The organism is Candidatus Krumholzibacteriia bacterium, assembly GCA_029865265.1.
Lineage (GTDB): Bacteria > Krumholzibacteriota > Krumholzibacteriia > WVZY01 > JAKEHA01 > JAKEHA01.
Window position 1 is genome coordinate 1 of record JAOUHG010000074.1, and the last position, 5,544, is coordinate 5,544.

Sequence of the window (5,544 nt, forward strand, 5' to 3'; positions counted from 1 at the left end):
GTCCTCGCCAGCACCTTCGTGATCGCCGCCGTCAGAGTCGTCTTGCCGTGGTCCACGTGACCAATCGTCCCCACGTTTACGTGCGGCTTTGTCCTCTCGAACTTCTCCCTGGCCATCGATCAGTCCCTCCTGAAAGGTGTGACGTTCAATAATTCTGGAGCCCTCGACCGGATTTGAACCGGTGACCTTTTGCTTACCATGCAAATGCTCTACCGACTGAGCTACGAGGGCAGAGCGACCTTCTGTTCGTTCGGGCTTTCGCCCTTTATGTCTGGAGCGGGAAACGGGATTCGAACCCGCGACCCTCAGCTTGGAAGGCTGATGCTCTAGCCAACTGAGCTATTCCCGCCCGACTCGACCATTTAGCGAAATGGTGGGGAGGGGAGGATTCGAACCTCCGAAGGCGTACGCCGACAGATTTACAGTCTGTTCCCTTTGACCGCTCGGGAACCTCCCCGAACACGCAAAGCGCTAATGGTATAAAATCCGCAGTGGGGTCGACGCCCCGCGAAGATGATTCACCAGCCGGCGCGAGAGGTCGTTATGGTCTGCACCACCGAAGCGTCCCGCTGCTCCTCGTCACTGGTGTTTTTGTACGTACTTTAGGTTGTGTGGAGATCGCCCGATTTCGCGCGGTCGCGACGCACGCAATCTTGGAGCTGGCGAGAGGAATCGAACCCCCAACCACCTCATTACAAATGAGGTGCTCTACCGTTGAGCTACGCCAGCGTCGAACACAGTAACCCTAAAGAAAATTTAAGGGTACAGAGAGGCCACGATACGGCACCCCCCCTGTAGTGTCAAGGGGGAAAATATCACGGCCGGGGCCGCGAATCAATTGTCTGGCAGGCGATTGTGGACAACTCGGCCACCCGTGGCAGACCCGTGGCAGTCCCGGTGGGAGCCCTCGCTACTTGCGTTTCACCCGGACGCCGGTGGGTGTGTCCTCCAGGACCCACCCCGCGGCCAGCAGGCGGTCGCGGAGATCGTCCGCGAGCTTGAAGTCCTTGTTCTTCTTGGCGTTAGAGCGTTCCTCCACCATTTGCGCGATTTCTGCCGGGATTTCCTCCTCCCCGGTGGGGAGGCCGCTGGGAAAGAGCCCGAGGATATGGTCGAACTCGGCGAGCGCGTCGCGGACCGCTTCCAGCCCCGCACGGCCCCCGGCCACCGCCGGGTGCTCGTCCAGCAGAACGTTGTAAGTCTTTATCAATTCGAACATTATCCCGATGGCCCCGGCCGCGTTGAAGTCGTCGTCCATGGTGGCGCGGAACTGTTCGCGGGCGCGGGCGGCGGCCTCCACCAGCTTCTGGACCTGCGGCGTGCTCACCGAGGGCGCCGACCCCAGCCGGGCCAGGTTCTCCGCCACCGACCGGCAGGCGTTGGTGAGGCGCTCGAAGGTCCGGGCCGCGGCCTCGAGGCGCTCGCGCGAGTACTCCATCTGCGAGCGGAAGTGCGTGGAGAGCAGGTAGAAGCGGACCACACTGCCGTCGAACTCGCGCAGCACATCGTCCATGGCAAAGAAGATCCCCGTCGACTTGGACATCTTCTGCCCGCGCAGATTCAACAGTCCGTTGTGCATCCAGAAGCGCACGAACTCGTGTCCCGTCGCGCACTCGCTCTGTACGAGCTCGTTCTCGTGGTGCGGGAAGATTAGATCCTGGCCGCCACCGTGAAAATCCAGTGTGTCGCCAAGGTATTTGGTAGCCATGGCCGAGCACTCGATGTGCCACCCCGGCCGCCCCGGTCCCCACGGGCTGTCCCACGCCGGTTCACCCGGCTTGGATGCCTTCCACAACGCGAAGTCCAGCGGATCCTCTTTGTTTTCTCCAACTTCCACTCGTGCGCCGGAGATCAGGTCGTCGATGTCGCGCTTGGAGAGCTTGCCGTAGTCGTCCCTGGTGCGCACCCGGAAGTACACGTCCCCGCCGCGGGCCGCGTAGGCGTTACTGCTGGCGATGAGCTTCTCCACCATGGCGATGATCTCGGGGATGTGCTGGGTGGCGTAGGGGTAGATGGTGGCCGGCTTGAGGTGGAGCGCCTTCGCGGCCTCGTAGTATGCGGCGATGTTACGATCGGCCACCGTGCGGTAGTCGACCCCTTCGGCGTTGGCGCGGTCGATGATCTTGTCGTCGATGTCGGTGAAGTTCTGGACGTAGGTGACCTCGTAGCCGAGGAACTCCAGGTAGCGCCGGATCATGTCGCCGGAGACGAAGGCGAGCATGTGCCCCATGTGCGGGCGGTCCTGGACGGTCATGCCGCACACGTACATGCCCACCTTGCCCGGGTGGGTGGGGGCAAACTCGGTGGTGGTGCGCTTGAGGGTGTCGTAGACGCGCAGGGCCATAGGATAAAAGACTATAGCAGCGGGGCCCGCGTGTGGTAAGAGGGAATCAGACTGATGACAACGCCCGCGCCGCAATCGTCGTCCTCGTCCGATCGTCCGAGCGCCGCCACGCTGGGGCTGTGGTCGTGCATCGCCCTGGTGACCGGCAACATGATCGGTTCGGGCATCTTCCTGCTTCCCTCGTCGCTTGCGCCCTTCGGAACCCTCGCCATCGTGGGCTGGGTGGTCACCGCGGCCGGCGCCATCTGCCTCGCCCTGGTGTTCTCGCGCCTCACCCCCTTGATCCCCAAGGCCGGCGGACCCTATGCCTACACGCGCGAGGCGTACGGCGACTTTGCCGGCTTCTGGGTGGCGTGGGGCTACTGGATTGCGCTGTGGACGGGCAACGCAGCCATCGCGGTTGCGTTCGGAAGCTACCTGCGCGTGTTCATACCCGCGTTCGAAGGCAACGCGTTCCTTTGCGGTGCCGCCGCGATCGGCGCGGTATGGGTGCTCACCATGGTGAACGCCGCCGGCATCCGCCGCGCAGGGATGCTGCAGATCGTGACCGTGATTCTGAAGCTGGCGCCGCTGCTGGCCGTCGGAACCATCGGGCTGCTGTGGCTCAAGCCCGCCAACTTCTCCCCAGCGGTGCCACCGGGGATGAACCCGCTGGCGGGGGTCTCGGCGGTGATGACGCTCACCCTGTGGGCGTTCCTGGGCATGGAGTCGGCCACAATTCCCGCCAACTCTGTGCGCGATCCGGGGCGTACCATCCCGCGCGCCACCATCATCGGCACGCTGCTCTCGTCGTGCGTCTACATAATGAGCACGGTGGCGGTGATGGGCGTGATGCCGCGCGACATGCTGGCCACGTCGCAGGCGCCGTTCGCGGACGCGGCGCGCATGATGTGGGGCGACGCCGGCTACTACCTGGTCGGCTTCGGTGCGATCGTTTCCTGCTTCGGGGTGCTCAACGGGTGGATGCTGCTGGCGGGGCAGTTCCCCGCGGCGGCGGCGCGCGACGGGATGTTCCCGGCGGTCTTCGGCAGGATATCATCGCGCGGTGTGCCGGCGGTGGCCACCGCCATCGCGGCGTCGTTGATCACGGTGATGCTGCTGTTCAACTACTCCGGCGCGCCCACCCTGGTCTCGGTGTTCAACTTCGCCATCCTGCTGGCCACACTCTCGACGCTGATTCCCTACGCGTTCTGTTCGCTGGCGGAGATTCTCATCCGGCGCATGCGCGGCGAACGCTCTGTCATGAAGCGGCGCCACCACGTGATCGCGGGCCTCGCGTTTCTCTACTCGGGTTGGGCCATCTACGGCGCGGGCGCACAGACGGTACTGCTGGGCTTCATGCTGCTGCTGGCGGGAATTCCAATCTACGTGTGGTTGCGGCGCGACACAACTGCACGTGCGCGATGAAGCGCCCGTCGGTTTCGCACTGCGAATACCCACAACATCCTGTGTGTTGACGCGCTAGATTTCATTGCTATACTTCTTGTGTCGGCGCTTCCTCCCGCGCTGTTTCGTTGTTGATGCCTACGCACAGGAGGTCGTGTCTTCTTCGCTTCGTTCCCTCTCCGATTCTGAAATCCTCTCGCGCACCAGAGAACTCACCCACGGCGAACGTTCGTGCACGCTCGGCGTGCTGGTTCACTTGAATGAAATCGAGCGCCGCGAGTTGCATCTCAAACAGGGATTCGCTTCCATGTTTGCGTATTGTACGCGCGCGCTCGGATACGCGGAGTGCGCCGCGAACCTCCGTATCCGCACGGCGCGCTGCATCGCCCGCTTTCCCCAGGTGTACCACCTGCTGGACGCCGGCGAGGTGAACCTCAGCACCGTCTCGCAGGTGTCGAAGATTCTGACGACGGAGAACAGGAACGGCGTTCTGTCGCGCATCCGCGGCAAGTCCCAGCGCGAGGTGGAGGCGATCGTGGCGGAGTACGACGCCCGCGCGGCGCTGCCGAGGGACCGGGTGCGGACGGTGGTGGTGCGGGTTCCCGCGACGCTTTCAGAGCGGCCGGCCGCGTCGGGTACGCCAGTTGCGAACGCGTGGCAAGAAAATCACCGCTGTAACAGCGGTGATCGCGGCGGGGTGGCTGCGGCGGGGGTGGCGGAGTCACGCGCGGGCGGCGTTTCGAGTGCCACGGCCGACGGGCCGCCTCGCACCGGGGCTACAGACCGCGCGGCGCTTCTCGAGACGCGCAAGGTGTTCAGGTTCACCGCCACCGAGACGTTCGAGAAGAAGTTGGCAAAGATCAAGTCGCTGGCCTCGCACCGGCTGCCACCCAATCCGTCGTTCGAACAGGTCTTCGAGCTGGTGATGGATCATTTCCTGGCCAGGGAAGATCCGTCGGCGCGGCGTGAGCGGCGTTCGCGTCGGCGCGAGCCGCGGCGCGCACGGGGCCCGCATTCGTCGCCGGGAGATCGCTACGTCACCGCGGCGGTACGAGACGAGATCTTTACCAGGGACGAGGGGTTGTGCACATACACGGGACCGGACGGGAGGCGCTGCGGGTCCACGCATGTTCTACAAGTCGACCACATCCATCCCGTCGCGCGCGGCGGGACGAGCACGCCGGACAATCTGAGGCTGCTGTGTGCGTATCACAATCGTCTGGAAGCGGAGCGACTGATGGGAGTCCGCGCTACTTCTCCAGCGCCTTCTTCACGATGAACTCGCACAGGTCGTTGTAGGACATGCCCACCACCGCCGCCGCCTTGGGAACCAGGCTCATGGCGGTCATGCCCGGCAGCGTGTTGGCTTCGAGCAGGTACGCGCGGCCCTTCGGATCGAGACGATAGTCGAAGCGCGTGTACGTCGACAGTTTGAGTGCGGCGAACGCGCGCTTGGCGGACTCGAGCACGTCGCGCGCCACGTTGTCGTCGATGGGTGCGGGCACCAGGTACTCGGTGTTGCCGGCCTGGTACTTGTGGAAATAGTCGTACAGGCCCGACTTGGGCCGGATCTCCAGCACGGGCAGGTCGGGGCCGTCTTCCAGAATCGCCTGCGTGATCTCGCGCCCCTCGATATAGTGCTCCACCAGAATCGAACTGTCGGACTCGAACGCGAGTTGCGCGGCGTCGTCGAGATCCTTGAAGTCCTTCACAATGGTGAGTCCCACGCTGGAACCCTGCGCGTTGGGTTTCACCACCGCCGGCAATCCCACGCTCTCGCGCACCTGCTGTTCGAGCGTTCCCGCGTGCAACGC

5 protein-coding genes and 4 tRNA genes are annotated in these 5,544 nt (G+C 64.0%); 2 read left to right on the forward strand and 7 right to left on the reverse strand.

The annotated features are described in order from the left end of the window. The 6 genes from OEX18_15455 to cysS form a co-directional block, all read right to left on the reverse strand. On the reverse strand, positions 1 to 116 hold a 116-nt coding region (locus OEX18_15455; GenBank protein MDH4338664.1), incomplete at its 3' end, for a GTP-binding protein. Between the two features lie 39 nt (positions 117 to 155). After that, positions 156 to 231, reverse strand: a tRNA-Thr gene (locus OEX18_15460). A gap of 41 nt (positions 232 to 272) precedes the next feature. Continuing rightward, a tRNA-Gly gene (locus OEX18_15465) sits at positions 273 to 349 on the reverse strand. Positions 350 to 371: 22 nt separating this feature from the next. After that, positions 372 to 457, reverse strand: a tRNA-Tyr gene (locus tag OEX18_15470). A gap of 197 nt (positions 458 to 654) precedes the next feature. Next, positions 655 to 729 (reverse strand) — tRNA-Thr (locus OEX18_15475). Positions 730 to 910: 181 nt separating this feature from the next. Then, positions 911 to 2,344, reverse strand: coding sequence for a cysteine--tRNA ligase (gene cysS / locus OEX18_15480; protein MDH4338665.1), 1,434 nt, complete (start codon positions 2,342 to 2,344; stop codon positions 911 to 913). A 54-nt stretch (positions 2,345 to 2,398) separates the two neighbouring features. On the opposite strand from cysS, the gene OEX18_15485 reads away from it, so the two are divergent. Next, the gene (locus OEX18_15485; protein MDH4338666.1) at positions 2,399 to 3,751 is read left to right on the forward strand and encodes an amino acid permease; all 1,353 of its coding nucleotides are present in this window, start codon (positions 2,399 to 2,401) and stop codon (positions 3,749 to 3,751) included. Positions 3,752 to 3,884: 133 nt separating this feature from the next. Further along, on the forward strand, positions 3,885 to 5,009 hold the full coding sequence (locus OEX18_15490) for an HNH endonuclease (GenBank protein ID MDH4338667.1): 1,125 nt from the start codon (positions 3,885 to 3,887) through the stop codon (positions 5,007 to 5,009). Here the strand turns inward: OEX18_15490 and OEX18_15495 are convergent. Continuing rightward, on the reverse strand, positions 4,981 to 5,544 hold a 564-nt coding region (locus tag OEX18_15495), incomplete at its 5' end, for a D-alanine--D-alanine ligase (GenBank protein MDH4338668.1). The genes OEX18_15490 and OEX18_15495 overlap by 29 nt on opposite strands.